At 70.3% G+C, this 24,403-nt stretch carries 21 protein-coding genes; 10 read left to right on the top strand and 11 right to left on the bottom strand.

All coding sequences use genetic code 11. The features are described from left to right. Window positions 1–6: 6 nt before the first annotated feature. From alr to ACQHIV_RS36265, 3 genes are read right to left on the bottom strand one after another with little or no spacing between them, the layout of a single operon-like run. On the bottom strand, window positions 7–1,152 hold the full coding sequence (gene alr / locus ACQHIV_RS36275) for an alanine racemase (RefSeq protein WP_427888843.1): 1,146 nt from the start codon (window positions 1,150–1,152) through the stop codon (window positions 7–9). 15 nt (window positions 1,153–1,167) lie between these two features. Further along, window positions 1,168–1,809, bottom strand: a complete 642-nt coding sequence (locus ACQHIV_RS36270; protein WP_427888842.1) for an HAD family hydrolase — start codon at window positions 1,807–1,809, stop codon at window positions 1,168–1,170. Between the two features lie 30 nt (window positions 1,810–1,839). Next, window positions 1,840–3,018, bottom strand: a complete 1,179-nt coding sequence (locus tag ACQHIV_RS36265; RefSeq protein ID WP_427888841.1) for a GH12 family glycosyl hydrolase domain-containing protein — start codon at window positions 3,016–3,018, stop codon at window positions 1,840–1,842. A gap of 165 nt (window positions 3,019–3,183) precedes the next feature. Between ACQHIV_RS36265 and ACQHIV_RS36260 the strand changes: the two genes are divergently transcribed. Further along, window positions 3,184–3,945: an META domain-containing protein gene (locus ACQHIV_RS36260; protein WP_427888840.1), complete on the top strand. Its 762-nt coding sequence runs from the start codon at window positions 3,184–3,186 to the stop codon at window positions 3,943–3,945. A 5-nt stretch (window positions 3,946–3,950) separates the two neighbouring features. Beyond that, window positions 3,951–4,427 carry a hypothetical protein gene (locus tag ACQHIV_RS36255; protein WP_427888839.1) on the top strand — a complete coding sequence of 159 codons (477 nt, stop codon included), beginning with the start codon at window positions 3,951–3,953 and terminating at the stop codon, window positions 4,425–4,427. A 15-nt stretch (window positions 4,428–4,442) separates the two neighbouring features. Here ACQHIV_RS36255 and ACQHIV_RS36250 read toward each other — a convergent pair whose 3' ends face one another. From ACQHIV_RS36250 to ACQHIV_RS36235, 4 genes are read right to left on the bottom strand one after another with little or no spacing between them, the layout of a single operon-like run. Further along, window positions 4,443–5,861, bottom strand: a complete 1,419-nt coding sequence (locus ACQHIV_RS36250) for an NAD(P)H-hydrate dehydratase (RefSeq protein ID WP_427888838.1) — start codon at window positions 5,859–5,861, stop codon at window positions 4,443–4,445. A 23-nt stretch (window positions 5,862–5,884) separates the two neighbouring features. Then, the gene (locus tag ACQHIV_RS36245) at window positions 5,885–6,235 is read right to left on the bottom strand and encodes a holo-ACP synthase (RefSeq protein ID WP_427888837.1); all 351 of its coding nucleotides are present in this window, start codon (window positions 6,233–6,235) and stop codon (window positions 5,885–5,887) included. A gap of 4 nt (window positions 6,236–6,239) precedes the next feature. Then, the gene (locus ACQHIV_RS36240; protein WP_427888836.1) at window positions 6,240–7,250 is read right to left on the bottom strand and encodes a LacI family DNA-binding transcriptional regulator; all 1,011 of its coding nucleotides are present in this window, start codon (window positions 7,248–7,250) and stop codon (window positions 6,240–6,242) included. 31 nt (window positions 7,251–7,281) lie between these two features. After that, window positions 7,282–9,117 (bottom strand): alpha-glucuronidase, encoded by a 1,836-nt coding sequence (locus ACQHIV_RS36235; protein ID WP_427888835.1) that lies wholly within the window; start codon window positions 9,115–9,117, stop codon window positions 7,282–7,284. A 131-nt stretch (window positions 9,118–9,248) separates the two neighbouring features. Here ACQHIV_RS36235 and coaA point away from each other — a divergent pair, with 131 nt between their 5' ends. Continuing rightward, window positions 9,249–10,202, top strand: a complete 954-nt coding sequence (coaA, locus tag ACQHIV_RS36230) for a type I pantothenate kinase (RefSeq protein ID WP_427888834.1) — start codon at window positions 9,249–9,251, stop codon at window positions 10,200–10,202. On the opposite strand, the gene ACQHIV_RS36225 is transcribed toward coaA, so the two are convergent. Further along, a complete protein-coding gene (locus ACQHIV_RS36225) occupies window positions 10,183–11,337 on the bottom strand; it encodes an MFS transporter (RefSeq protein ID WP_427888833.1) in 1,155 nt (384 codons plus the stop codon). The genes coaA and ACQHIV_RS36225 overlap by 20 nt on opposite strands. A 104-nt stretch (window positions 11,338–11,441) precedes the next feature. On the opposite strand from ACQHIV_RS36225, the gene ACQHIV_RS36220 reads away from it, so the two are divergent. The 6 genes from ACQHIV_RS36220 (at window position 11,442) to murQ (ending at window position 19,477) form a co-directional block, all read left to right on the top strand. Beyond that, complete coding sequence (locus tag ACQHIV_RS36220) at window positions 11,442–11,936, top strand: 4'-phosphopantetheinyl transferase family protein (RefSeq protein WP_427888832.1); 495 nt, start codon at window positions 11,442–11,444, stop codon at window positions 11,934–11,936. Window positions 11,937–12,046: 110 nt separating this feature from the next. Next, window positions 12,047–14,602 carry a glycoside hydrolase family 3 N-terminal domain-containing protein gene (locus tag ACQHIV_RS36215; RefSeq protein ID WP_427888831.1) on the top strand — a complete coding sequence of 852 codons (2,556 nt, stop codon included), beginning with the start codon at window positions 12,047–12,049 and terminating at the stop codon, window positions 14,600–14,602. Window positions 14,603–14,613: 11 nt separating this feature from the next. Beyond that, window positions 14,614–15,888, top strand: coding sequence for an exo-beta-N-acetylmuramidase NamZ family protein (locus ACQHIV_RS36210; RefSeq protein ID WP_427888830.1), 1,275 nt, complete (start codon window positions 14,614–14,616; stop codon window positions 15,886–15,888). Next, on the top strand, window positions 15,885–17,609 hold the full coding sequence (locus ACQHIV_RS36205) for a serine hydrolase (RefSeq protein WP_427888829.1): 1,725 nt from the start codon (window positions 15,885–15,887) through the stop codon (window positions 17,607–17,609). The genes ACQHIV_RS36210 and ACQHIV_RS36205 overlap by 4 nt, the downstream gene beginning before the upstream one ends. A gap of 36 nt (window positions 17,610–17,645) precedes the next feature. Continuing rightward, window positions 17,646–18,533: a MurR/RpiR family transcriptional regulator gene (locus ACQHIV_RS36200; RefSeq protein ID WP_344191770.1), complete on the top strand. Its 888-nt coding sequence runs from the start codon at window positions 17,646–17,648 to the stop codon at window positions 18,531–18,533. Between the two features lie 59 nt (window positions 18,534–18,592). After that, on the top strand, window positions 18,593–19,477 hold the full coding sequence (gene murQ, locus ACQHIV_RS36195; RefSeq protein ID WP_427888828.1) for an N-acetylmuramic acid 6-phosphate etherase: 885 nt from the start codon (window positions 18,593–18,595) through the stop codon (window positions 19,475–19,477). On the opposite strand, the gene ACQHIV_RS36190 is transcribed toward murQ, so the two are convergent. Beyond that, window positions 19,460–20,632: a low temperature requirement protein A gene (locus ACQHIV_RS36190; protein WP_427888827.1), complete on the bottom strand. Its 1,173-nt coding sequence runs from the start codon at window positions 20,630–20,632 to the stop codon at window positions 19,460–19,462. The two genes, murQ and ACQHIV_RS36190, sit on opposite strands and share 18 nt — an antisense overlap. A gap of 10 nt (window positions 20,633–20,642) precedes the next feature. Beyond that, window positions 20,643–22,088: a ketol-acid reductoisomerase gene (locus ACQHIV_RS36185; RefSeq protein WP_427888826.1), complete on the bottom strand. Its 1,446-nt coding sequence runs from the start codon at window positions 22,086–22,088 to the stop codon at window positions 20,643–20,645. Window positions 22,089–22,294: 206 nt separating this feature from the next. Between ACQHIV_RS36185 and ACQHIV_RS36180 the strand changes: the two genes are divergently transcribed. Then, entirely contained in the window at window positions 22,295–23,389 is a 1,095-nt protein-coding gene (locus ACQHIV_RS36180; protein ID WP_427888825.1) for a LysR substrate-binding domain-containing protein, read from the top strand. Here ACQHIV_RS36180 and ACQHIV_RS36175 read toward each other — a convergent pair. Then, window positions 23,313–24,377 (bottom strand): LacI family DNA-binding transcriptional regulator, encoded by a 1,065-nt coding sequence (locus ACQHIV_RS36175; RefSeq protein WP_427888824.1) that lies wholly within the window; start codon window positions 24,375–24,377, stop codon window positions 23,313–23,315. The genes ACQHIV_RS36180 and ACQHIV_RS36175 overlap by 77 nt on opposite strands. Between the last annotated feature and the right edge of the window lie 26 nt (window positions 24,378–24,403).

Raw genomic sequence — 24,403 nt, 5'->3', positions numbered from 1 at the left:
GCTGATCTACCTTTCGCTATCGACGTACCGGCGTGGGATGCGTGCGCCCAGGCGGGTGACGATCTCGTAGTTGATGGTGCCGGCCGCGTCGGCCCAGTCGTCCGCGGTCGGCTCGCCCGACGTACCCGGGCCGAACAGCACGACCTCGTCGCCCGCCTCGGCCTCGTCGTCCTCCAGGTTCACCACGCACTGGTCCATGCAGATCCGGCCCACGATCGTACGGCGGTGGCCGCGGGCCTGGACCGGTCCGCCGTTCGAGGCGTGCCGCGGCAGCCCGTCGCCGTACCCGAGCGGGACCAGGCCGAGCGTCGACGGCCGCGGCGCGGTCCAGGTCAGCCCGTACGAAACCCCCGCGCCGGCCGGCACCCGCTTGACCATCGCGAGCCGGGCCCGCAGCGTCATCGCGGGCCGCAGCCCGAGCTCGGCCGACGGCAGCGCGTGCCCGAACGGCGAGAGCCCGTACGTCGCGACGCCGGGCCGGACCAGGTCGAAGTGCGTCTCGGGCAGCGCGAGCGTGGCGCCCGAGTTCGCGAGGTGCTTGAACTCGGCGTCGATCCCGAACGACTCCGCCACCTCGATCGCCTCGGTGAACGTGGCCAGCTGGGTCTCGTTGACCGCGCTCTTCGGCTCGTCCGAGGACGCCAGGTGCGACCAGATGCCCTTGATCTCGATCCGCCCGGCGGCCTGCTCGCGGAGCGCGGCCCGGATCAACGCCGGCCACTCCTCCGGTACGGCGCCGCCGCGCGACATCCCGGTGTCGATCTTCAGGTGCACCCGCGCGGGCCGGTCCTGCACCGCGGCGGCCAGCTCGTCGATCTCCCACGGAGCACCCGCGGACAGGTCGATGCCGGCGTCGATCGCGTCGGCGAGCGGCTCGCCCGGGGTGGTCAGCCAGCAGAAGATCGGCCCGGTGTCACCCGCGGCCCGCAACCCGAGCGCTTCCTCGAGCACCGCGGCCCCGATCCAGGCCGCTCCGGCCTCGCGAGCGGCCCGGGCGACCGGCACCATCCCGTGCCCGTACCCGTCGGCCTTCACCACGGACATCACCTGCGCGCCCGCCGCACGCTGACGCAGCGTGCGCACGTTGTGGCGGATCGCGGCCAGATCGACGACCGCCTCAGCGCGGACCGGGGGTGACTGAAGAGTAGACATGGTCAACCCAGTGTCTCAGGCTCCGTCGATCAGGCCGGGCAGGGCGGTCATGTTGTGGAAAACCGTGTCCGCATCGACAAGTTTCGCCGGGTCGGTCATGCCGGCGTACCCGAAGACCTTCATCCCGGCAGCGACCGCGGCGGCGACGCCGAGCGGGCTGTCCTCGACCACCAGGCAGTCGGCCGGCTTCACCTCCAGCGTCGCGGCCGCGTGCAGGAACAGGTCCGGCGCGGGCTTGCCGTGCGCGACGTCCTCGGCGCTGAAGATCCGCCCCTCGAACCGGTCCAGGAAACCGACCGCGGTCAGCGCCGTACGGATCCGTCGATGGGTGCCCGAGGACGCCAGGCAGTACGGGAGGCCCTGGGCGTCGAGGTGGTCGAGGACCGCCTCGACGCCCGGTACGGCCTGCAGGTGCGCGAACCCGTCGAACAGCCGCTGGTGGTACCGGTCCTCCAGGTCCGCCGGCAACGGTCGCCCGAGCTGCGCCTCGGTCTTCTGCCGCATGGACTCCATCGAGCCGCCCATGAAGTCCCGCACCGTCTCCTCGAACGTGTACGGCAGCCCTGCCTCGGTCAGCAGCTCGGAGAGAATCGTGTTGGCGAGCCGCTCGGAATCCACCAGCACGCCGTCGTTGTCGAAGATCACCAGTCCGGTCACACCGGAAACCCTAAGCGGCTCCTGGTGTGGTCAGTCCTCCTGGATCGAGAAGTCGTTGAAGGAGAAGCGCTGCTTGGTGTTCCCGGTGGACACGACCTCGACGCCGTAGTCGACCTGCCAGGTGGTCGCCTTCGGCGCCCAGCCGCGGCCGGTCATGTCCTTGAAGAAGTCGGCCAGCGGCATCGTCCCGGACTTCTGCGTGACCTGCGAGACGTACGCGGTGTAGCCGTCCTCGTGCCAGACGTCGTACGTGAAGCCGCCGAAGGTGACGGTGCCGACCTTCTTGCCCGCCGGCTCCTGGCCCTTGTTGTCGGTCCAGATCATCAGCTCGTTGTTCAGCCCGTCGCCGATCCAGATGTCGAACGCGACGTCGTAGATGCAGCCGCCGCAGTTCGCCGGCGTGGTCGCCGCGAACTGCGCGGACTGGATTTTGGTCAGCGGCACGTCGCTGTAGTCCTTGTGGACGTTCGGGTACGCCTGCACGCCGCGGTCGCCCGGCAGCGGCTGGGTCGCGTCGAGGAACCAGTTGTTGTAGTTGCAGGCGCTGAGCGTGTAGGTGCCGTTGCTGTTGTTCCACATGTTGTTGTGCACGTAGTACGCACCGAAGTCCCGGCCGTCGCCCTGGTTGTTCGTCGACGTGGTCACGAACGACGGGTTCGTACACGTCGTACTCGGGCTCCCGGTCGACGTCGGCGTCGTCGCGGGCGAGCTGGGCGGGGTGGAAGCCGGTGGCGTGGAGGCCGGTGGCGTGGAGGTCGGCGGCTTCGTCGGTGTCGTGGTCGGCGTCGGTGCCGGTGTCGTGGGTTGACCGGCGACGGCGGCGAAGTCGTAGTGGACCGTGAAGGTCAGCTTGGTGCCGGTGCGGTACGGCGTGCCGTCGTAGCGCAGTGCGCGCAAGCGGTAGCTCTTGTCAGTGGTCCGGCTCGGGTCGATCGACACGATCGCGGGTCCGGCGGCGGTCGCGGTGATCGCGACCGGCTTCTGGCCGAAGCCGTGCAGGACCGTGCAACCGGAAGCGGCGTCCAGGACACAGGTTTCGACGCGTCCGACGCCCGGCAGCGCCGTCACCGAACTGTCCGCCGCGTTCGCGGTCGCGACCGGCGAGTTCTTCGACGCGTGGACGGCGATCGGGACTGCGACCAGGCCGCCGACGGCGAGCAGGACTGCCGGGACCAGCAATCGGCTCCGAGTGCTTCGGATGGTGGGCATACCAAACCTTCCTCTGTTACTGGCGATCCCCCAGGAAGATTTCTGTACGGCGCCTGACGTTATCGAACCGTGATCATGTCATGTCAACCCCGGACGGCAATTTTACAAAGCATTCACCTGCAACGGAAAGGCCTTCACCGGCGTCCTCGGGGTGTGAACAAACGGATGATCGCTCTCGCCGCGACCGGCCTGCTCGCGCTGACAGCCTGCGGCAACGACGCCACGCCCGCGCCCGGTTCCGCCCTGAGCGGACGCACGTTCCTGTCCACATCCGTGCTGGAGAACGGGAAGCCGCGGACGCCGGCGACCAAGGTCCGGCTGCAGTTCACCACTGACGGCCGGATGTCCTGGGACGCCGGCTGCAACTCCTCCGAGACCTCGGTGTCGACCGCGGACAATCGTTTGACCCTCGGCAGCGAGATCACGTCCACGGCGATGGGATGCCTCGGCCCGGCGGCCGGTGCGGACAAGTGGATCGGCGGCGTCCTCGGTGCGAAGCCGGCCTGGAAGCTCGACGGCGACAAGCTCGTGGTCAGCACGGACAGTACGACGATCTCGCTCGTCGACAAGCAGACCGCCGAGCCCGCCGCGGCGCTGGACGGCACCAAGTGGGCACTGTCCACGATCGTCGCCGGCCAGACCGCGTCGCATCCGGCCGGGTCCGAGAAGGCGTGGCTGACGCTGAACGGCGACCGGGTCACCGGCTCGACCGGGTGCAACGAGTTCCAGGGCGTGGTCGCGAACGCCCCCGGCAAGCTGACGTTCGGCGAACTGGCGACCACCCGGCGCGCCTGCAAGGGCGACGCCGCGAAGCTGGAATCCCTGCTCCTGAACGGATTGAAGGGCGAGCTGACCTACCGGATCGACGGCTCGGTTCTCAGCCTGCGGAACTCCGGCGGCGGGTTGGACTTCACCGCGCTACGCTGACGCGAGTGAGTGAGGAGCGCCACTGGACGGGTCTGGTCCTTCGGCCGGACGACTGGTTGGACAACGACTTACTGGCCGCGATCGCGCTGGCGACCGGCAGTACCTTCGAGCGGATCGGCCGGTCCGAGCTCGGCCTGGTGTTCGCCGCCGGGACCGAGCAGATCATCGAGGTCGAGTGCCACGGCGCCAAGGCGCTCTTCCTCCGGACGAGCAGCCGCGCGCGCAGTGCCGCGATCATCGAGAGCATCGGCCGGCACACGCTGACCTGGACCGAGCCGATGCTGCGCAACCAGCTGGATCTCGAGACGAATCCGTACGGCCTGGTTCCGTTGCTGATGGCAACAGGCGGCGCGCCGCCCCAGCCGGCCACCGCCGAGCTGCTGCGCCGGGCCGAGGAGCACCCGGACGCAGAGGTCCGCGAGGCGGCCGGTTACGCGATCCGGATGTCGAAGGCCTGGACCTCGTTGTTCGTCGTCTCGTAGGAAGCGCCTGCTGGATCAGCCGAGGAGTAGCCGCGTGGCCTCGGGGAGTGCACGCGCGACGGACATCGCGGTGATCGGGCCGGCCGACACGGCGAGGGTGCCGGCGGCGGCGTGCAGGTACGCCGCGACCGCCGCGGCCTCGAACTCCGGGAGCCCGCCCGCGAGCAGCGCACCGCAGATGCCCGCCAGTACGTCGCCGGACCCGGCGGTGGCGAGCCACGGACTCGCGAGCGGGTTGACGAGGACGGCCCCGTCGGGTGCCGCGACGATCGTCGTGGCGCCCTTGAGGAGTACGACGAGTTGCCGGTCCGCGGCGACCTGCCGCGCGTAGTGCAGGCGGCGCGCCTCGATCTCGGCCCGCGGTACGCCGAGCAGCTGGGACAGCTCGCCGGCGTGTGGGGTGATGACGACCCGTCCGGCCCGGTCGTGGTCGAGGGCCGCGATCGCGCCGGCGTCGACGATCACCGGGACGTCCTGCTGCTGGGTGATCCGGTGGAACCGTTCCAGGTCGACGTTGCCGGTCGACGTACCGGATCCGACGGCCCACGCCTGGACGCGGCCTTCGCCGACGACGATCTCCGGGTGCAGGGCGAGTACGGCGTGCGCGACCGGGTCGGGGCCGACGTACCGCACCATGCCGACCGGACCGGCGAGCGCGCCGGAGGCGGCGATCACCGCGGCACCCGGGTACTGCGTCGAGCCGACCATCAGTCCGAGTACGCCGCGCGAGTACTTGTCCGACTCCCCGTGCGGGACGGGGTACAGGGCGCGGACGTCCGCGGCCTGGAGGGACCGCACGTCGGCCGCCGGGGCCTCGAGACCGATGTCGACCAGGTGCACCGGACCGCACGCGGAGGCGGCCGGATCGACCAGATGACACACCTTGTGCGTCCCGAACGTGACGGTCAGCGCGGCCCGGACATGCGGCTCAGGCGTCTCACCGGTGTCGACGTCCACGCCCGACGGGGTGTCGACGGCCACGATCGGTACGCCGTACTGCTCGGCCAGCCGCACCGCCGCGAGGGCGTCCGGCCGAAGCCCCGGCCGCCCACCAATCCCGACAATCCCGTCCAACACCACATCGGCGGCGGCAATCGCAGCCTCAACCTCCCGCCCAACACCCCCGACGTCCGCGCGGCCGCCGGCCGCCCGGAGGGCGGCGAGGCCGGGTTGGTGGGCCTTGGAGGAGAGGAGTACGGCGGTGACCTGCGCGCCGCGCCGCGCGAGCCGGGCGCCGGCGTACAGCGCGTCGCCGCCGTTGTCCCCGGAGCCGATCAGCAGCACCACGCGGGCGCCGTACGTACCCCCCAGAAAGTTGCCAACAGCAACCGCAAGGCCGGCCGCCGCCCGCTGCATCAACGTGCCCTCGGGGAGCCGTCTCATCAGCTCCGCCTCGGCCGCACGGACCTGCTCGACGGTGTGCGCCTCGCGCATGCTCAACCCTCCACGACGACGGATCAGCCTTCCAGGACGACGACCGCCGAGGCGATCCCCGCGTCGTGGCTGAGCGACAGGTGCAGACTCTGCACCCCGAGCTTGGCAGCCTGCGCCGCAACGGTCCCGGTGATCTCCAGCCAGGGCCGCCCGGTCTCGTCGGTCTGCACCTCGGCGTCGTGCCAGTGCATCCCCGCCGGCGCCCCCAACGCCTTCGCCAACGCCTCCTTGGCCGCGAACCGAGCCGCCAGCGAAGCAGGAGGCTTCACCGCCTCCAGCTCGGTGAACACCCGGTCCCGCAACCCCGGCGTCCGCTCCAGCGTCCGCATGAACCGATCCACGTCGACCACATCGATACCCACGCCGACGATCATGTCCTCACCCTAACCGTCCGGCTTTCCCGGTGGACTGCCGCACGCGCATGTCCACCGCCAGGTCGAGGCGCAAGGCCGTGGGGGTCTTGCCCTTGGAAAGGTCCAGGACCACTCGCGCAGCCAGTTCCGCCATCTGGTGGAGGGGCTGGTGGACGGTGGTGAGCGCCGGCGTGACCCACTGGGCGACGGGAAGGTCGTCGTAGCCGACGACCGACAGGTCGCGAGGAATGTCGAGGCCGAGCTCGCGGGCCGCCTGGTACACGCCCAGCGCCTGCATGTCGCTGCCCGCGAAGATCGCGGTCGGCCGGTCGGGCAGGCGGAGCAGTTCCAAGGCCTCGCGATAACCGCCGCCGACCTCGAAGTCGGCCCAGCGGATCAGTTCCGGCGCGACCTCCACCCCGGTCGAGCGCAGCGCGTCGGTGTACCCGTCCACGCGCTGCCGTGAGCAGAGCGTGTCGATCGGGCCGCCGATCATCCCGATCCGCTCGTGCCCGAGGGTCCGCAGATGCGTGGTCGCCATCCGCCCGCCGTTCCAGTTCGCCGAGCCGATCGACGGTACGTCGTCCCCGACGTCACCGACCGGATCCACCACCACGAACGGGATCCGCCGCGTCTCCAGCTGCGCGCGCTGGTCGGCGTCCAGGTCCGAGAACACCATGATCACGCCGACCGGCCGCCGGTTCAGCACGGACTCGATCCACTCCTGCCGGGGCCGCAGCGCGCCGCCGCACTCGGACAGCACCAGCTCGACGCCCTCGGACCGGGCCACCTCCTCGACGCCGCGGATCAGCTCCATCGCCCATTCGCCGCCGAGCTGGTTGAACACCAGGTCGATCATCGGCCCGGCCGCCGTACTCGCGCTCCGCCGCCGGTACCCGTGTTCCTGGATCAGGCTCTCGATCCGCGCCCGGGTGGCCGCGGCCACGTCGGACCGCCCGTTCAGCACCTTGGACACGGTCGGCACGGACACCCCGGCCTGCTCCGCAATTTTCGCAATCGTCGGCCGCTCGCTCACCACACCTCCCAGCCCGAAACTTTCGGCCAGCCTACCGGTGGATCGTCCTGCCGTGGGCGTCCGGTACGCCGCTGAGCCGGTAGAAGTACGTGTTCACCTGGTCGCGCCACTCCCGCGCGGTCGCCAGCTGTACCTCGAACCGCGCGCTCACGTTCTCCCGTACGGCGGGCGCGAACCGCTCGGCGATCACCCGCCAGCGCGCGACCATCGCCTGCACCTCGGCGTACCCCTGGAAGTGTGTGTCGTAGATGTGCTGCAGCACGGTGCTCCCGCTCTGCAGCACGTGGTCGTACGGGACGTGGTGGAAGAACAGCAGCAGCTCGTCCGGACACGTGTGCACGTCCTCGTACACACTCGCGAGCGGCTCCGGGTACTGCCCGGTGAATCCGGAGCCGCTCTTCACGGTCCGGTCCGCGCCGACGCCGTACCGGTCCGCGTAGTGGTACGTCCCGCGCCCGGAGTACTCGTACCCGTTGACGTTCGGCCCGTAGTGCGTCTGCGGGTTGACCATGTACCCGACCCCGAGCGGTGCCGTGTACCGCTCGTACGTCTGCCACGAGCCGGCCATGATCGTGACCAGCTCGGTGCGGGTACGGTCGTCCATCGCGAACGTCGCGGCCGCCCACTCGTGCAGCAGGCTGACCGGATCCGCCGCGGGGTCCCAGGCCAGCCGCCCGAACGCGTAGAGGTTGCTCTGCGCAAGCTTGTGCCCGGTCCAGTTCGGGTCGTCGCCGACGTTCGAGACGGCAACGATCGCACCGATGCGGTCGGCAACGGTCGTCCCGCCGCCTCCGCTGGTGTCGAACTGCAGGATCTCCCGCCACCATGGCCCGAGGTAGCAGAGGTCGCGCTGCTGCCCCGAGAACTCCTGCGTGACCTGCAACTCGATCCCGAAGACGGTTTCCTGGAGTTCCCCGAGCAGCGGCGCGACCGGCTCCCGGACCTGGAAGTCGAGCGGTCCGTGCCGGACCTGCAGCACCACGTTGTCCTCGAACCGCCCGTCCAGCGGGACGAACTCGTCGTACGCCGCCCGCGCCCGGTCGGCCCGCCGGTCCCGCCAGTCGCGGTCCGGATCCGCGCCGGAAATCCGCCAGAAAACGGTGCCGCCGTACGGCGCGACCGCCCGGGCGAGCAGGTTCGCGCCCGCCACGTCCCGCCCCGACCGGACCACCAGGCCGCCCAGGTCGGGCACCACGTCGTACACGCGGGAGATCGCGGTCGACCACCAGCGCGCGACTCGTTCGTCGCGCGGGTCGTCGATGAAGTCGATCGCCAGGCTGACCGCGATCCCGTACTCCCGGAACACGCCGGCCAGCCGCGCGACGTCGGGCAGTTCCGCGTTGGCGAGCGCGACCGCGTTGATCCCGATCGACGCGAGCAGCCGCGCGTACGACCGCACCCGGCTCAGGTCCTGGACCACCGCGCCGTCGCGGAAGAAGATCGACCCGCCCGAGTACCCGCGGCGGACCACACCGGACAGCTCGTCCCAGTGGTCCAGCATCCGGATCGGTACGGCGGGCCGCTCGACGACGGTGAAGTCGTCGCTCATCCACTCGAAGTACCTCAGCAGGTAGAAGTACCCGTACAGCAGTCCGTGCCCGCCCTCGGCCGCGACGACCAGGTCGTTGCCTCGTCGCAGCACCACGAATCCCTCGACGCCGAGCCCGTGCTCGGGCAGCGCCGCCTCGACCTGCTGCCAGAGGGCGGTCTCGCGGATCCGGCTCAGCGTGCAGATCGCCACCCGGACGTCGGTCCGGAAGCGCCGGATCTGCCGTAGCTCGGCCCGGATCGTCTGGGCCAACGCGCCCGAGGCGTGCACCGTGACCTCGGGCAGCCGCTGGGTCGCCAGCCAGGCCAGATCGTTCATCGGAGGTGATGCTGACATATCGGTCGGTCACGGAACCGTGACCGAAAGTTTCGAGACCGTACCGTAGCTGAGACCAAGGCCACGCCCGCCCGATGTGGGTGCATCGCGCGCCGATGGGAACAATGGGCCACATGCTGCAGCCGTCGCGGGAGGTGACTCCCTATACCGAGCTCGACCGGTCCACCTGGGCCCAGCTGGCCGAGACCACGATCTCCCCGCTGACCGCCGAAGAGGTGGAACGGCTGCGCGGCCTCGGCGACGAGATCGACATGGACGAGGTCCGCGAGGTGTACCTGCCGCTGTCCCGGATCCTGTCGCTGTACGTCCGGCACGCCCGGGCCCTGCACTCCGACACCGAGAGCTTCCTCGGCAAGCCGGTCGCCACCCGTACCCCGTTCGTGATCGGCATCGGCGGATCCGTTGCCGTCGGCAAGTCCACCACCGCCCGCCTGCTCCGCGAACTGCTGGCCCGCTGGCCCGAGCACCCGCGGGTCGCGCTGGTGACCACCGACGGCTTCCTCTGGCCGAACGCCGAACTCGAACGCCGCAACCTGATGCAGCGCAAGGGCTTCCCGGAGTCGTACGACCGCAAGGGGCTGCTGCGCTTCGTGGTCGAGGTGAAGTCCGGGATGGACACGGTCGAGGCGCCGGTCTACTCGCACCTGCACTACGACCGGATGTCCGGCGTCCGGACCACCGTCGAGCAGCCCGACATCCTGCTGCTCGAGGGCCTCAACGTGCTGCAGCCGGCACCCCGGCACGCGGACGGCAAGAGCGGGCTCGCGGTCAGCGACTTCTTCGACTTCTCGGTGTACGTCGACGCGGCCGCCGACGACATCCGCTCCTGGTACGTCGCACGTTTCCTGAAGCTGTGGGAGACGGCGTTCCGCAACCCGGAGTCGTACTTCGTCCGGTACGGCGAGCTGAGCCGGGACGAGGCGATCAAGAAGGCGGAGTCTCTCTGGGACGGCATCAACGGCCCGAACCTGCGCGAGAACATCCTCCCCACCCGCCCCCGCGCCACCCTGGTCCTCCGCAAAGGCCCCGACCACGCCGTCCGCTGGGTCAGGCTGCGGAAGCTCTGACCGCCGGTACGACGGCCAGCGCCACCACGCCCGCCGTCAGCGCGAACCCCATCGGATACCCGACCCCGGAGACAACCATCCCGAAAACGATGGCGCCGAGTCCCCAGCCGCCGTCGTACGCGAGGTTCCAGAGCGCGCTGACCTGCCCGTAGCGGGCGCGGTCCACGCGGCTGTACATCAGCGTCAGCGTCAGGTTCTGCGCGGCGCCGAACCCGATCCCGAAGCAGGTCGAGCCGACCAGGACCGCCACCGGACTCGGCAGGAACACCAGCGACCCGGCGCCGACGGCCGCGAACAACAGTGCCGGCGCGAGGAGCTTCGCCGGGCCGATGCGATCGGCGTACCGACCGGCCACCCACCGGGCCAGGGGCGCCGCGATCGCCTGCAGCAGAAGGGCTGTCGCGACCATCGACTGCTTGCCGGCAGCAACCGCCAACGGCAGGAACGTGACGCTGATCCCGGCCGCGACCGTGACCGCCGCGAACACCAGCGACGGCATCAACAGCCCACTCCGCCGTACGCCGCCCAGCACCTGCACATGCTGCTCTTCCGCGCCGGCCTTCGCCGGCAGCCCGACCAAGGCGGCCAGTCCCGCGAGCGAGGCCACCGCGGCGAGGACGAACAGCGCCGCGAACCCGATCACGTGGGTCAGGTACACGCCGAGCGGCAGCCCAATCACCGCGGGAACGCCGACCGCCACGCCGTACACCCCGAGCGCCTCGCCGCGGCGGGCGGCCGGGGTGAGGTCCGCGACCAGCGCGACCGCGCCGACGACCAGGATCGCGAGCCCGGCGCCGCGCACGACGCAGACCGCCAGGACGACCGGGAGCGACGCGGTGGCCAGCAGTACGAGCGCCGGCGCGCCGAGCAGGACCAGCCCGAGGCCGAGGACGACCCGGTAGCCCCAGCGGGCGAGTATCCGCGGTACGAGCAACTCGACCGCGACGGCGGAGAACATCATCGCCGCGGTGGACAGCCCGGCGCCGATCCCGCCGGCACCGTTGGCCGCGAGGTACAGCGGGACGACGGAGGTCAGCAGGTACATGCTGAGCCCCGAGCCGAACACCATCGCCAGCAGTTTGGCGAACGACGGGTCGACGAGGCGGACGGTGGGGAGCTCGCATACGGCGGTCATAGCTCGAAGTTAGAGCGCAACCGGTACGCACCACAGGTCCAGTCGCGGACCACTGCAGAGGACCAGTTCGGCAGGGGTATTTGTCGACAAGTTATCTTCTAGCCGTGGCCAGCCCGGTGCACCTCCGACTCGCACCGACCGGCGCCGAGCCCCGTCCGGCCGCCCACGCACTCCTGCTGGACCTCGCGAGCACCCTCGTCGACGACCCGGTCCTCACCCACGACGGCACCGGCCGCCCGCGGATCGCCGGCCTCGCGGTGAGCATCAGTTACAGCCACCAGCTCGTCGCCGTCGCCGCGTCGTACGACGGCCCGCTCGGCATCGACCTCGAGGAGGTCCGCCCGCGCGACGTGGACCCGATCGTCAACCGTTGGTTCGCCCCACAAGACCTGGAATGGCTGGAACGACAGCCGGACCGGCTGCGAGCGTTCCTGCGGCTGTGGACCGCCAAGGAAGCAGTAGGAAAAGCGCTCGGAACGGGTGTGGGAAACGGCGGCCTGCGACGCCCGACACCCGCCGGTTTGACAGTGGTGCACCTGCCGACGAATGAGCCCGCCGTACTCGCCGTCGCGCTCCCCAGTCCCGCGGCGCGTCACTGACTCTTGACCCACCGTGCGCGTGTGGGTAACTTTCGCGTTTCGGGGGAGTATGAGTAATTCAATTACTTTGGCGTTCGCCCCTGCCCGCCCGGACTGAGTTGGTGACACCGATGGAACTGACCCGACGCCAGACTCTCGGACTTGCGGCGGCCGCCGTCGCAAGTACGACGGTCGCCGCTTCTCCCGCCGCCACGGCCGCAGCCGCGCACCCTGATCGCTGGGTCCGCGACACGCTGCGCCGGATGACCCTCGAACAGAAGGTCGGCCAGCTGTTCGTCTGCTACGCCTACGGCCCGACGGCCGCCACCGCCGACGCCCGCAACACCAGCCTGTACGGCGTCGCCACGCCGGCCGAGGTGGTCGCGAAGTACCACCTCGGCGGCGTCATCTACTTCACCTGGACCGATTCGGTCCGCAACCCCGAGCAGATCGCCGGGCTGTCCAACGGCCTGCAGGCCGCTTCGCTGGCGAACACCGGCGTACCGCTGCAGATCGGCACCGACCAGGAGTACGGCTCGGTGGTCCGGGTCGGACCGCCGGCGACCCAGTTCCCCGGCGGGATGGCGCTCGGCGCGACCCGCTCCCCCGCGTTCGCGCGTTCCGCGGGCGCGATCGCCGGCCGCGAGCTGAAGGCGCTCGGCATCACCACCGACTTCGCGCCGGACGCGGACGTCAACGTGAACCCGCTGAACCCGGTGATCGGCGTCCGCTCGGTCTCCTCGGACCCGGCCCTGGTCGCGCAGCTGGTCAGCGCCCAGGTCAAGGGCTACCAGCGCGACGGCGGGATCGTCTCGACCGCGAAGCACTTCCCCGGGCACGGCGACACCGCGACCGACAGCCACACCGGCATCCCGGTCATCGACCACACCCGTGAGGAGTGGACCCGGATCGACATGCCGCCGTTCGAGGCCGCGATCCGGACCGGGATCCGGTCGATCATGACCGCGCACATCGTGGTCCCGGCGCTGGACCCGTCCGGCGACCCGGCCACGCTCAGCCGGCCGATCCTGACCGGCGTACTCCGGCAGCAGCTCGGGTTCGACGGCGTGGTGATCACCGACTCGCTCGGCATGCAGGGCGTGCGGGACAAGTACGGCGACGCGGAGATCCCGCTGCGCGCGCTCGAGGCGGGCGTGGACCAACTGCTGATGCCGGTCGACCCGGGCCTGGCGTACAACTCGGTACTGAACGCCGTCCGCGGCGGCCGGATCAGCGAGGCGCGGATCGACGAGAGCGTCGGACGCATCCTGAAGCTGAAGTACGACACCGGCCTGGTCGAGCGCCCGTACGTCGACGTGTCCCGGATCGCGAACATCGTCGGTACGCCGACCAACTACGCGGAGGCCCAGCGGATCGCGGACCGCAGTACGACGCTGCTCCGTAACGACGCCGACCTGCTGCCGCTCTCCCCCGCGCCGCGCAGAATCCTCGTCACCGGATACGGCCCGGCCGCGCTGGCGACCGCGCTGCAGAGCCGCGGCGCGACGACGGTCGTGAAGGACACCGGCACCACGCCGACCGACGCGAAGATCACCGACGCACTAGCCGCCGCCAAGACCGTCGACCTGACCGTTGTGCTGACCAACAAAGCGTGGGACACCGCGGTCACCGACAAGCTCGCCAAGCAGCAGAAGCTCGTCAACGGCCTGCTCGCGACCGGGAGCCCGGTCATCGTCGTCCCCGTGCGTGACCCGTACGACGTCGCGTACTTCAACGCCCCGCAGACCGCGCTCGTCACCTACGGCAGCACCGTGGTGTCGATGGAGGCGCTCGCCAAGGTCCTGTACGGCGAGATCGCGCCCACCGGCAAGCTCCCGGTCTCGATCCCCGACGGCAGCCAAATCCTGTACCCCTTCGGCCACGGACTGACCTTCGATCCGCGGCACACCCGGCTGACCGTTGCCTCGTACAACATCCATGCGGGCGCCGGCGAGGACAACGTCTTCGACCTGGACCGGACCGCGCAGGCGCTCAAGGCGCTGGACGCGGACATCATCGGGCTGCAGGAGGTCGACGTCCACTGGGACAAGCGCAGCAACTGGCTGGACACGATCGCGGAGCTTGCCGCGAAGCTGGGCATGTACCCGGCGTTCGCGCCGATCTACGACTTCGACCCACCGGCGGCGGGACAGCCCCGGCGGCAGTACGGCGTCGGGCTGCTGTCGCGGTTCCCGATCGTGCGCAGCGAGAACCACCCGATCACGCGGCTGTCCACGCAGGACCCGAACCCGGTGCCCGCACCGGCGCCCGGGTTCCTCGAGGTGGAGGTCGAGGTCCGGGGCCGGCGGCTGCACGTGTACTGCACGCACCTCGACTACCGCGGCGACCCGACGGTGCGCCGAATGCAGGTAGCGGACACGCTCGCCATACTCGCCCAGGACCCACCAGCAGACCTGCAGATCCTGGTGGGTGACTTCAATGCTGAAGCTGGGGCAGCGGAACTCGGTGGATTGTGGACCCGGTTGACCGATTCGTGGACCGCGGCCGCAGCCACCACCGGCGGGCCGTTCACCTACCCGGCGGTGGCGGCGAACAAGCGGATCGACTTCGTCACCGTCGGCGCGGGCCTGACTGTCCGGCGCGCCGAAGTACCGGCCGAGGTGCCGATCGCCGAGGCTGCCAGTGACCACCGGCCGATGATTGCCGACCTCTCGTTCCGTTCCTGAAGGAGACCGACATGAAGCGACGCAGTTTGCTCGCCGGGGCCGGCGCACTGGCCGCCGCCCCGCTGATCGACGGACCGGCCGCGAGTGCCGTGACCAACCGCAAGGTGCTGACCGGCGCCGAGGTACTGGCGCACGACGGCTGGCAGGCACTCGCGGGGCAGAAGGTCGGCGTGATCAGCAACCCGACCGGGATCCTGCCCGACCTGCAGCACATCGTCGACACCATGCACGCCTCCGGCGCGGTCGACGTGGTCGCGGTGTTCGGACCCGAACACGGTTTCCGCGGCACGGCCCAGGCCGGCGGCTCCGAGGGCGACCACGTCGACCCACGGACCGGGATCATGGTGTACGACGCGTACGGCGCGAACGCGGACAAGCTCGCGACGCTCTACGCGAAGCCCGGCGTGGAGACCGTGGTGTTCGACATCCAGGACGTCGGCGCCCGGTTCTACACCTACATCTGGACGATGTTCGAGGCGATGCTGGCAGCGGTCCGGACCGGCGCGAAGTTCGTCGTACTGGACCGCCCGAACCCGGTCGGCGGGTACGCGCGCGGCCCGATGCTGAAGCCCGGCTACACGTCCGGCGTCGGCAAGAAGGAGATCCTCCAGCAGCACGGCATGACGGTCGGCGAGCTGGCCCGGATGTTCGACGCGGAGTACCTCCCGCTGGAACCGAACGGCGGCCGCCTCAAGAGCCTCCAGGTGATCGAGATGTCCAACTGGAAACGCGACCAGTTGTACGCCGACACCGACCTGACCTGGGTGATGCCGAGCCCGAACATGCCGACCCCGGACACGGCCCTGCTCTACCCGGGCCTGTGCCTGTTCGAGGCGACCAACATGTCCGAGGGCCGCGGTACGACGCGCCCGTTCGAGCTGATCGGCGCGCCGTACGTCGACTACCGCTGGGCGCAGGCGCTGCAGACCAAGGACATCCCGGGCGTCGCGTTCCGCGAGGCGTACTTCACGCCCTCGATCAGCAAGAACGCGAACGTGCTCTGCGGCGGCGTCCAGGTGCAGATCACCGACCCGCACCGGGTCGAGGCGATCACCGCGGCGACGCACATGATCGTCGAGGCCCGTAAGCTCTACCCCGACTTCACCTGGCGGGCGGAGACCCCACCCGGCCGGTGGATCGACCTGCTGACCGGATCCGATCGGTTCCGGACCATGCTTTCGGCCGATGCGTCGGCCGAGGAGATCGTGGCAGCCTGGAGGTCCGAGACGGACGCCTGGACGGCCCGGCGCGCGAAGTACCTGCTCTACAAGGGAGCCCACCGATGAAGCGGTGGGCCGCAATCACGACGATCTCTGCGGTGATACTCACGATGGCCACCCCTGCAGTTGCCAGCGGCAACAACTCCGGCCGGTTCGACCACCCGTACTCCGGGTACGCGCCGAAGTCCACGCTGCTGCGCGACGAGACCCCGGCGAAGGCGGGCCTGGACCCGGCGCCGATCGACGCCGCGCTGGCCCAGGTGGCCGGTTGGACGAAGCCGAACGGTACGGCGAAACCGTTGTACGCCGGCGCCGTCACGCTGCTCGGCCACGACGGCAAGATCGTCACCCGGACCGCCACCGGCATGGCCCTCAAGTACGCCGACGGCAAGGGCACGGAGCTGCCCGCGGACCAGCAGATCCCGATGCGCACCGACACGATCTTCGACATGGCGTCGGTGTCCAAGCTGTTCACGTCGATCGTGGTGATGCAGCTGGTCGAGAAGGGCAAGGTCGACCTCGACGCGCCGATCGCGACGTACGCGCCGGAGTTCGCGGAGAACGGCAAGGAAAGCGTCACCGTCCGCCAGGCGTTGACGCACACCAGCGGCTTTCCGTCCTGGTTGCCGCTGTGGAGCTCACAGCCCGACCCGGCGTCACGCCTGCATATGGCACTCACCGCGAAGCTTCAGGACCCGCCGGGCACGAAGTACCTGTACAGCGACCTGAACCTGATCGCGCTCGGCGAGCTCGCGCACCGCGTCACCGGCAAGACCCTGGACAAGCTGGTCGCGGACGGGATCACGAAACCGCTGCAGATGCGGGACACCGGCTACAACCCGGACCCGAAGAAGAAGCCGCGGATCGCCGCCACCGAGTACCAGTCCTCCCCGCCGCGCGGGATGGTCTGGGGCGAGGTGCACGACGAGAACGCGTGGTCGCTCGGCGGCGTCGCCGGCCACGCGGGCGTTTTCAGTACTGCGGACGACATGGCAGTACTGGCGCAGACGTTCCTGAACGGCGGCAGCTACCGCGGTGCGCGGATCCTGAAAGAATCCTCAGTCACCGCGATGATCACGAACTTCAACCAGGCGTTCCCCGGTAACGACCACGGCCTCGGCTTCGAGCTCGACCAGCGTTGGTACATGGGCGGTCTGTCCGGCCCGCGCACGGCCGGCCACACCGGCTACACCGGAACGTCGATCGTGATCGACTTCGACTCCCGCTCGTTCGCGATCCTGCTCACCAACCGCGTGCACCCGAGCCGCGACTGGGGCAGCAACAACCCGGCCCGGCGCGCTGTCGTGCAAGGCCTCGCGCTGGCGCTCGGCGTCGGCCCGCGGCACGGCAAGGACGCCTGGTTCTCCGGTACGACGGACAACGCGACGACCACGCTCGCGACCACGGTCGACGTACCGGCGGGCGGAGCGAAGCTCGCGTTCGACCTGTTCGTGGACACCGAGGACTCGGATCTGCTGTACCTGGAGACGTCCGCGGACGGGACGACCTGGACCAAGGTGCCGTTCGCGGTCCGGGACCGCGGGTCGGTGACCGAGACCGACGGCTCGATCAGCGGGTCCGGCGACCGGCACTGGCATCAGGTGACCGCGGAGCTGAGCACCGGCAGGCAGACCGTTCGCTGGCGCTACACGAGCGACCCGCTGTACCAGGGCCGCGGGGTGTACGTCGACGGTGTGAAGATCACGAGCGAGAGTGGTCAACTTCTCGACGGCGAACGAACGCCTGAATCATTTACCGCAACAGGTTGGAGACTTTCGCGTCGGTGACCCCATCACGTGCATGGGCGCCGTACCGTGGCTGTCATGAACTCGACAACCTCTCCAGAACCCACGGGGCCGCTGCTGGTCCGGGTCCGCGCGGTGATGCCCGCGCTGGCGCCGGCCGAGCAGCGGGTGGCGAACGCGGTCCTCGCGGACCCGGGCGGAGTGGCGGCGATGACGATCTCCGAACTGGCCGAGGTGGCCTCCACCTCGGAGACCACGGTCATCCGGTTCTGCAAGCAGATCGGCGTCCCCGGCTATCCGCAGCTCCGCCTGCAGCTGGCGGCCCAGTCGGCGCAGGAGAGTGTCCGTCCCGAGGTCGGCGGGGACATCGAGCCCGGCGACTCGCTGGCCGACGTGGTCAGCAAGGTGTCGTTCGCGGACGAGCGCGCGGTCCGGGAGACCGCCCAGCAGGTCGACGTGGACGCGCTGGCGAAGGTCGTGGACGCGGTGGCGAAGGCGCCGCGGGTCGATCTGTACGGGTTCGGCGCCAGCGCGTTCGTGGCGATGGACCTGCAGCAGAAGCTGCACCGGATCCGGCGGGTGGCCTTCGCCTGGAACGACGTGCACGTGGCGCTGCCCAGTGCGGCCCTGCTCGGCGACGGCGACGTGGCGATCGGGATCTCGCACACCGGTACGACGGTCGAGGTCGTCGAGGCGCTCGAGGAGGCCGCCAAGCACGGCGCCACCACCGTCGCGGTGACCAACTTCCCGCGGTCCCCGCTGGCGAAGACGGCCGACCTGGTGCTGACCACGGCCGCGCGCGAGACGACGTACCGCTCGGGCGCGATGTCGAGCCGGATCGCGCAGCTGACGGTGATCGACTGCCTGTTCATCGGGGTCGCACAGCAGGTGCTGCCGGACGCCCGCAAGGCGCTCGAGGAGACCGCCACCTCGGTCCGCGGTCACCGGTTGAAGGGATCCGAGTAGCGACCTGTCAAGATTCCACCGAATTGAAATATCTTCAGTAGAAAACTAACATCGATTCCGTGACCTCACCGACCGAGCAGCGCAACCCCCGGACGCTGGCCATCGACGCGGTGGGCACGTCCGAGATCCTCCAGCTGGTGAACAACGAGGACGGCCTGGTCGCCGGGGCCGTCGGCGCTGTGATCCCGGAGCTGACCAAGGCCGTGGACGCCGCGGTCGAGGCGATCCGTGGCGGCGGCCGGGTGCACTACTTCGGCGCCGGTACGTCGGGACGCCTGGCGGTCCTGGACGCTGCCGAACTGCTGCCCACCTTCCACGTCCCCGACGGGCTGGTGGTCGCCCACCACGCCGGCGGCATGCAGGCGCTGCTCCGCGCGGTCGAGAACGTCGAGGACTCCGAGGAGGGCGGCGCCTCCGACGCGGCCGCCGTCACCGGCCAGGACCTCGTCGTCGGCCTCGCCGCTTCCGGGAGTACGCCGTACGTCGCCGGCGCGCTGAAGGCCGCCCGCGCCGCCGGGGCGACCACCGTGCTGGTGACGTCGAACCCGGACGCCCCGCTGGCGCCACTGGCCGACATCGTGGTCGCCGCGGACACCGGGCCCGAGGTGATCGCCGGCTCGACCCGGCTGAAGGCCGGAACCGCGCAGAAGATGATTCTGAACGCGTTCTCCACCACGCTGATGATCAAGCTCGGCCGCACCTGGTCGAACCTGATGGTCGACCTGGTCGCCACCAACAAGAAGCTCCGCGGCCGGATGATCCGGATCCTCGGCGAGGCCACCGGCGCCGACGAGGCCGCCTGCGAGACCGCGCTGGCCGCGGCCGACGGCGAGCTCAAGCCGGCCCTCGTGCACCTGCTGACCGGCACCCCGATCCCGGCCGCCAAGGCTGCCCTGGAGGCCGCCCACGGGCGGGTCGCGACCGCGCTAGCCGAGCTCGGCTGACCGCCGTACCGGCGGCCTGAGCACCAGCGTCGCGACGACCAGCGCCATGAACACCGCGGTCAGCGCGAACGGCACCGGGATCAGCGGATCCAGCAGCACCAGCACCGCACCCAGCGGTACGACGACGTTGACCACCCGGTCGGCGTTGTCGCGGAGCGCGATCCACCAGATGCCGAGCACGAAGATCGCGATCGGGATCGTCACCGTGTAGGACGCGGCCACCTCGCTCAGCTCGGTGTGGTGGGTGATGCTGTCGATCTCCACCTCGATACCCGCCGAGAACGCACCGGCGGCCGCGAACACGAAGTAGTGCACGTAGCCGTACCGCAGCGACCGCCACAACGACGTGATCGCGGTGTGGTGCGGCGGCCAGAAGTAGATCCACCACAGCGACGCGGTGACCACCAGCGTCAGCACCGACAGCGCGATCAGCGGGCCGAGCGCCTCGTGGTCGTGCACCGCCTCGATGATCGCGTTCGCGGACGCGAGCAGGCTCTCACCGAGCAGGATCAACGTGAACAGGCTGTACCGCTCGGTGATGTGGTGCGGGTGCCACGGCGTCATCCCGCGCCGCTCGGCGACCACCGGCACCGAGATCTCGGCCGCCACCAGTACCACCAGGACGACCGGCTGGACCGGCGCCGGCAGCACCAGCATGATCAGCCAGAGCACCTGGACGATCGCGATCCCGCCGGCGTAGAACAGCGTCGCGCGCCGGCTGGACCCGGCCGAGTGCGAGGCCCGCAACCACTGCGCCACCATCGCGACGCGCATCACGACGTACGCCAGCACCACGAGCCGGAAATCGTGGTCGGTGAAGACCCGTTCGATCCCGGCGGCGAGGACGAGCACGCCGCTCATCTGCACGATCGTGAGCAGCCGGTACAGCCAGTCGTCGGTGGCGAACGAGGTGGCGAACCAGGTGAAGTTCATCCACGCCCACCAGATCCCGAAGAACACGACCAGGTACGACAGCACGCCGTTGCCGATGTGCTTCTCGGACAGCGCGTGGTGCAGCTGCGAACCCGCGACGCTGACCGCGATCACGAACACCAGATCGAAGAACAACTCCAGCGACGACGCCACCCGCCCGGGCTCGTGCGGATCCCGCGGCCGCATCGGAACCAGCCGGGATCGCGTCGTCTCGGGCGTCATGCCCCATAGGCTAAACGGAGATGTCCACCGATGGGCGGAGCTTGGCGGCTGCGGCGAGGGCCTCGTGGGCCGGGTTGTCCAGGAAGTCCTTGATCCGGGCGGGGTCCGCGGCCCGGCCCAGGTGCGGCAGGGCGATCTGCTCGTACGCCGCCTGGAAGCGCGGGCCCCAGCGCCGGGTGCCGAGGCGCGCCGTACGGGAGCAGTTGTCGACCATGTAGGCCACGTCGCGGGCATGCATGTACGGCAGCAGCGAGTCGACCGCCTCGATCACCGACTCGTTCACGATCTCCGACCAGGCGTGCCCGCGGGCCGCGAACTCGTCCACCTGCGCCATCATCGTGGCCACGAACAGACCGGCCGTCACCGGATCGACCGCGGTCGCCGCCGGGCCCCGCCGGGCGTGCACCGCGGCGCTGTGCGACCACATCGGGCTGCCGCCGATCTCGGTCATCGGCCGGTCCGCGAGCCGCTGCTCGGCGAGGATCACGCTGCGCAGTTCGGTGCCGTCGGCAACCTCGTCGTAGATCTCCGCGACCAGGTCCCGGGCCGGCCCGTACGCCGCCGAGTACGCCCGGTCGAACAGCTCCTCGTCCCCGGACGCCGACCGCACCGCCGCGATGCCGTCGTTCGAGATGGTCCGCGCGATCGGGCCGGTGATCGCCTCGGTGGACCGCTCGTACGCCGTGACCGGCTCGGCGCCGTCGATCCGGAAGTACCGGTAGAGCGCCTCGACCAGGCCGTGCACCGCGCCGAGCAGGATCGCCCGCTCGCCGACGATGTCGGAGTGGTACTCGGCAGACAGCGTGGTCGCGAACGTGTACGGCGACCCGAGCGCGACCGACCACGCCAGCGCCCGGTCCCACGCGTGCCCGTCCGGGTCGGCGTGCACCGCGATGCTCGCGTTGATGCCGGCGCCGTTGACGGTGGCGCCCTGCTGGTACAGGCGGCGTACCGAATCCCCCATCCCCTTCGGGCAGACCGCGATCACCGGGTGGCCGGCCGGGAAGTCGCTGCCGCGTTCGCGCAGGTGGCCGAGCAGGAAACCGTGGGACAGGCCAATGGTCGCGCCGGGCTTGAGGACCGCGAAGATCTCCTCGTGGTGCGCCGCCAGCGCCGCGTCCGCGATCAGCAGGATCACCAGATCGGCACTCGCCGCCACCTCGAGCCAGTCCCCCAGCGTCCCGTCGTCCGCGCTGAACCCGTTACGCCGGGCATCGTCCGCGGAGCGGGACCCCGGGCGCAGGCCGACCGCGACACTGATCTCGGTGCCGGCGAGCGAGTCCCGCAGGTTCAACGCCTGCGCCCGCCCCTGCGGCCCCCACCCGAGCACCCCGATGCGCTCCACCCCGTGCAACGCATCCGGCAGCAGCGCAAACAGGTCCCGCCCACCCCGCACAATCGCCTCGGTCCCACCCGGGACCCCCATCGACTCCACCCGAAACACCGAACTCTCCATGCCCACCAGTCAATCCGCCGCCGCCGCATTGCAGCAAGCGCAACCTTCGCACCGCACCGTTGCAGAATGTGGAACACTCGGTCGCGTACCGAAGAACGGGTAGTGGTCGCCGGACCGGCACCTCGGCAGGCGTGGCGACCCCGGCCGGGCGGACGAAAGCCCGACCACTACCCGTTCTTCGGTACGCGACAACAGGAGGCCGGCAGTTGGAACACCGCGAACTGGAACTGTTTCTGCACCTGGGGCAGTCGCTGAACTACGGGCGGACGAGCCTGGAGTGTCATGTGAGTGCGGCGACGTTGACGCGGACGATCCAGCGGCTGGAGGCGCGGGTCGGGGCGCGGCTGCTGGACCGGGGCCCGCGGGGCGTGATGCTGACGGCGGAGGGGCGGCGGTTCACGGCGTACGCGGAGAAGGCGCTGGAGCTCTGGGCCGGCTACCACGATGCCGTCGAGGAGGACCTGACCGGCGAGCTGCGGATCTTCGCAACCGTCACCGCCTGCCAAACCCTCCTCCCCGACCTCCTCCGCCCCCTCCGCGACCAGCACCCACAGATCCGCCTCACCCTCCGCACCGGCGACGCAGCCGCCGCCCTCGCCCGCCTCGACGAGGGCGAAGTAGACGCCGCCGTAGCCGGCATCCCCCACCGCCTCCCCCAAACCCTCATCACCCGCCCCGTCGCCACCACCGCCCTGGTCCTCGTCAAGTCCCGCAACACCCCACCCGACCCCCCACACCCCACCCCCACCCACGAACAGACCCACGCCGACAACAACTCCCCAACCACTCCCCCCGCTCCACGGGCTACACCGTCCGCTCCACCCGCTCCACCCGGTCCGGCGCACGGTCGACCCGATCCGCCCGGTCCGGCGGATACATGGTCCGCTCCACCACCCAGTCCGCCCGGCCCGTCCGACCCGCCCGCTCCACGGGCTACACCGTCCGCTCCACCGCCCGGGCCGTTCGGGCCGGCGGGTGCACCGTTTGCGCTACCGCCGGAGGGGCCGTTTGTGGTGCCGGGGCGGGGGTTGGTTCGGGAGGCGGCGTTTCGGTGGTTTCGGAGGGTGGGGGTGAAGCCGACGATCGCGGCGGAGCCCGACGGGCATGAGGCGTTGCTTGCGCTGGTGGCGTTGGGGTGTGGCGTCGGTGTCGTACCGCGGCTGGTGCTCGAGTCGTCCGCGGTCCGCGATCAGCTGGAGGAGCTGCCGGCCGAGCTCGAGCCGCTCACGATCGGGCTTTGCGCGCGCCGCGCCGACCTGCACCGGCCTTTGGTCGCGGCGCTCTGGGCGCTGCGACCGTAGCTCCCGGCATCAGCTTGGCGGGCACCAACTGCGGCGGCAGCGGATCGTCGCCCTCGAGCTGCCGGATCAGTGCCTGCGTACCGAGCTGCCCCAGCTCCGGCCCCGGCGTACGCATCATCGTCAGCTCCGGATCCGTCATCGCCGCCGTCTCCGGCACCATCAGCAGCGACAGCACCGACACATCCCCGGGTACGTCGTACCCCGCCCGCTTCAACCCCGACACCACCCCCAGCGCCGCGTACTCGTTCAGCACCAGCACCGCCGTCGTCTCCGGGTACTCCGCCAGCACCCCCTCCACCGCTGCCTTCCCGGCCGACGTCGTGTCCGAGCACGGCAACACCACCACCGGCAGCCCGTACTCCGCCGCCACCCGCCGGTACGCCGCGTCGATCCGCACCCACGGCCCGTACTCGTGGAACCGCGGATCGTCCAGATCCCCCGAGATCAAGGCGAGCTGCCGATGCCCGTGCTCGTACAGGTACCGGACCGCCTCCTCCACGGTCGTGTCGAAGTCGATGTCCACGTGCGGCAACCCGGCCGGCTCGGTCGTCCGCCCGATCAGCGCGAACGGCGTCGCGGACTTCCGCAGTACGTCGATCCGCGGGTCGTCGAGCTGCACCTCCATCAGCACGACGCCGTCGACGAGCCCCTGCCCGAGCAGTTCCCGGAGCTCGACGCCGTCGTTGCCGACCGGCCACAGCACCAGGTGGTAGTCCTCCTTGCGCGCCGCCTCGGCCGCGCTGGTGAAGAACTCCGCGGTCGACATCCCGAACTTGTGCTCGAGCGCCGGGTACGCCATCGCGATGATGTGCGTACGCCGGGACGCCAGCGCGCGGGCGACCATGTTCCGGCGGTACCCGAGGTCGAGCATCGCCTGCTCGATCCGGGCCCGGGTGGCGGCGGTCACCGGCTTGGTGTCGTTGAGCAGGAACGAGACGGTCGCGATCGAGACACCGGCGCGCTGAGCGACGTCCTTCATCGTGACCATCGATCGACCCCCGCTGAGCTCTTGAC

Source organism: Kribbella polygonati (assembly GCF_050320105.1).
Classification (GTDB): Bacteria; Actinomycetota; Actinomycetes; order Propionibacteriales; family Kribbellaceae; genus Kribbella.
This window is presented reverse-complemented; position numbering and strand designations above follow the sequence as displayed.

Coding starts and splice junctions, on each gene's coding strand:
- alr (WP_427888843.1), bottom strand. CDS start 1,152: ATGTCTACTCTTCAGTCACCCCCGGTCCGCGCTGAGGCGGTCGTCGAT.
- ACQHIV_RS36265 (WP_427888841.1), bottom strand. CDS start 3,018: ATGCCCACCATCCGAAGCACTCGGAGCCGATTGCTGGTCCCGGCAGTC.
- ACQHIV_RS36260 (WP_427888840.1), top strand. CDS start 3,184: ATGATCGCTCTCGCCGCGACCGGCCTGCTCGCGCTGACAGCCTGCGGC.
- ACQHIV_RS36250 (WP_427888838.1), bottom strand. CDS start 5,861: ATGCGCGAGGCGCACACCGTCGAGCAGGTCCGTGCGGCCGAGGCGGAG.
- ACQHIV_RS36245 (WP_427888837.1), bottom strand. CDS start 6,235: ATGATCGTCGGCGTGGGTATCGATGTGGTCGACGTGGATCGGTTCATG.
- ACQHIV_RS36235 (WP_427888835.1), bottom strand. CDS start 9,117: ATGAACGATCTGGCCTGGCTGGCGACCCAGCGGCTGCCCGAGGTCACG.
- coaA (WP_427888834.1), top strand. CDS start 9,249: ATGCTGCAGCCGTCGCGGGAGGTGACTCCCTATACCGAGCTCGACCGG.
- ACQHIV_RS36225 (WP_427888833.1), bottom strand. CDS start 11,337: ATGACCGCCGTATGCGAGCTCCCCACCGTCCGCCTCGTCGACCCGTCG.
- ACQHIV_RS36215 (WP_427888831.1), top strand. CDS start 12,047: ATGGAACTGACCCGACGCCAGACTCTCGGACTTGCGGCGGCCGCCGTC.
- ACQHIV_RS36210 (WP_427888830.1), top strand. CDS start 14,614: ATGAAGCGACGCAGTTTGCTCGCCGGGGCCGGCGCACTGGCCGCCGCC.
- ACQHIV_RS36205 (WP_427888829.1), top strand. CDS start 15,885: ATGAAGCGGTGGGCCGCAATCACGACGATCTCTGCGGTGATACTCACG.
- ACQHIV_RS36200 (WP_344191770.1), top strand. CDS start 17,646: ATGAACTCGACAACCTCTCCAGAACCCACGGGGCCGCTGCTGGTCCGG.
- ACQHIV_RS36190 (WP_427888827.1), bottom strand. CDS start 20,632: ATGACGCCCGAGACGACGCGATCCCGGCTGGTTCCGATGCGGCCGCGG.
- ACQHIV_RS36185 (WP_427888826.1), bottom strand. CDS start 22,088: ATGGAGAGTTCGGTGTTTCGGGTGGAGTCGATGGGGGTCCCGGGTGGG.
- ACQHIV_RS36175 (WP_427888824.1), bottom strand. CDS start 24,377: ATGGTCACGATGAAGGACGTCGCTCAGCGCGCCGGTGTCTCGATCGCG.